The sequence below is a fragment of the Planktotalea sp. genome (assembly GCF_039984035.1).
Lineage (GTDB): Bacteria > Pseudomonadota > Alphaproteobacteria > Rhodobacterales > Rhodobacteraceae > Planktotalea.
Window position 1 is genome coordinate 1 of the sequence record NZ_JBDWVM010000096.1, and the last position, 2,437, is coordinate 2,437.

Annotated in this window: 3 protein-coding genes and 1 pseudogene; 3 read left to right on the plus strand and 1 reads right to left on the minus strand. The window is 53.8% G+C overall.

Features of this window, described 5'->3' with window-relative positions:
• On the plus strand, nucleotides 1-620 hold a 620-nt coding region (locus tag ABJQ89_RS04165), incomplete at its 5' end, for a DMT family transporter (RefSeq protein WP_348495007.1).
• Here the strand turns inward: ABJQ89_RS04165 and ABJQ89_RS04170 are convergent.
• Nucleotides 588-911, minus strand: coding sequence for an iron-sulfur cluster assembly accessory protein (locus tag ABJQ89_RS04170; protein WP_348495008.1), 324 nt, complete (start codon nucleotides 909-911; stop codon nucleotides 588-590). The two genes, ABJQ89_RS04165 and ABJQ89_RS04170, sit on opposite strands and share 33 nt — an antisense overlap.
• 79 nt (nucleotides 912-990) lie before the next feature.
• Between ABJQ89_RS04170 and ABJQ89_RS04175 the strand changes: the two genes are divergently transcribed.
• Nucleotides 991-2,118, plus strand: a complete 1,128-nt coding sequence (locus ABJQ89_RS04175) for a deoxyguanosinetriphosphate triphosphohydrolase (RefSeq protein WP_348495009.1) — start codon at nucleotides 991-993, stop codon at nucleotides 2,116-2,118.
• A gap of 140 nt (nucleotides 2,119-2,258) precedes the next feature.
• Nucleotides 2,259-2,437: pseudogene (locus ABJQ89_RS04180) on the plus strand (arginine--tRNA ligase); the annotation flags it as partial.

Below are 2,437 nucleotides of genomic sequence, written 5' to 3' on the forward strand. Positions count from 1 at the left end.
TTATTTTCATCGCTCTTGTGCCTGTCTTTTCTGCATTGTTGAGCGGCCCAGTCTTGGGCGAACCCGTGCGCTGGCAAAGCTGGCTTGCATTGGCGGCCAGCGTTCTTGGCATGGCACTACTATACCCTCAAGGTTTGTCCGTTCTGACTTGGGCGCATGTATGTGCGTTTCTCGGGGCCTTTTTCGGCGCATGTTCCATGGTGATTGCCCGCCATATCAGCCGTGATGAAGACAACGCATTGCTGCAAGTCCTCTATCCAAATCTGGCATTATGCGTGGTTATGGGGGCCGTGTTGCCCTTTGTGTATACGCCAATGAACATGACAGAGCTGTCATTGGTGTTCTTCTACGCGGTGTTTTTGTTCGCAGCGCGTTGGCTGTTGATCTTGGCGCTGACGCGGATCAAGGCCTATGTTGTGACCTTGCTGATCAACCTGCAATTTGTCGTCATGGTCGTCGCCGGCATGGTATTTTTCGGCGAAACCCCCAGCCTGAATTTGCTTCTAGGCGTAGGTGTCATCATTCTCGCAAGCGCATATGTTTTCTTAGAGCAATATCTGCGCCTGATTCAGGACGAACGTATTGTTTTACATCGAGAAGCTCGTTCCACAGCCGCATGAGCTGCTGGCGTTGGGGTTCTCGATGGTAAAGCGCGCGCCGATAAGTTCCTCGGAGAAATCGATTACGGCATTCTCCAAGAAGGGGAGCGACACAGTGTCGACAACAACCTTTTCGCCCGCACCCTCAAGCACAAGATCATCGGCCGCAGGTGCGTCGAGTTTAATTTCATACTGAAAACCGGAACATCCACCACCTTCGACGGCCACGCGCAGGGCTTGGCCTTGCTCGGCAGCGCCAATTTCAGACAGGCGTTCAAACGCACGTTCGGTCACTTTGGGAGGGAGGTTCATCAGTTCAGTCCGCCTGTTGGCTCTTTGCAGTAACGTCAATATAAGCGCCCTTGGGACAAGCGGCAAGGACGGGACATTCATGCACGCATCATATTTTAGCGATCCAAGAAAAACGCGCGGTCGCCTTGTGGCAGAAGAAGAAAGCGCGCATCGCACGTGTTTTCAACGCGATAGGGATCGGATCATCCATTCCAGCGCGTTTCGTCGGCTGAAACATAAGACGCAAGTTTTTGTGGAGCACGAGGGCGATTATTTCCGCACGCGCCTGACGCATTCGATTGAGGTGGCACAAGTGGCGCGCACGATGTCGGGTGCTTTGGGACTGAATGAAGAGCTGACCGAAGCCATCGCGTTGGCCCATGATTTGGGGCACACGCCCTTTGGCCACACAGGCGAAGACGCTTTGGACGCTTTGATGCAACCCTATGGCGGGTTTGATCACAATGCGCAGGCGGTGAAAATCGTCACATCGCTGGAACGCCACTATGCTGAATTTGATGGGTTGAACCTGACGTGGGAAACCCTTGAAGGGCTCGCAAAACACAACGGTCCCGTAACCGGAGAATTACCACACGCTTTGTCTGGGTATAATGCGCGGCACGATTTGGAACTGCACACACATGCGAGCGCAGAAGCGCAAGTTGCAGCCTTGTCGGATGATGTGGCCTACAACAATCACGATCTACATGACGGTTTGCGGGCAGGTCTTTTCTCGCAAGACGACATTTGTGAACTGCCGATTGTTGGGGATGCTTTCGCTGAGGTTGATCGGCTCTATTCTAGTTTGGATGCGACGCGCCGCATGCACGAAGCTTTGCGCCGTGTCTTTGGCATCATGGTCTCTGATGTTATTGCGACAAGCCGAGAGAATTTGGCAAAGAGCGGAGCGACATGCGCGCAAGACATTCGCGATCTTGGACGCCCGGTGATCATGTTCTCGGACGATCTATGGCGTGATCTAAAGGTGATCCGTAAGTTCTTGTTCACACGCATGTATCGCGCGCCGTCTGTCGTGGAAATGCGCGTGCGTGTGACACGCATCGTTGAAGAGTTGTTTCCCTTCTTCATGCAGAACCCGAACGCCTTGCCCCTGCAATGGCATGTGGAGGGGGCGAGCGAATTGGAATTGGCGCGTGATGTCGCGGATTACATTTCTGGCATGACAGACCGCTTTGCTCAACAAGAGTACGATAGGCTACTGGGATAGGGTCGTTGGGGGCCAGCCCCCGTCGCTGACGCGACTCCCCCGAAGTTTATTTGGAAAGATGAAGCGCAAGGGCAGGCTGGAGCATTGATTGTAAGGCAGCACAGGCGTATGACGCGCGCAAACCTATAGGGACGTGTTCGATGAACCTCTTTACTGATATCCGCAGCGCAGTGATCAGCGCACTTGAAACCATGCAGGGCGATGGCGTTTTGCCAGCGGGTCTGGATTTTGCAAATGTTGCAGTTGAGCCGCCGCGCGATGCATCGCACGGGGATATGGCAACGAATGCTGCGATGGTCTTGGCCAAGCCTGCAAAAAT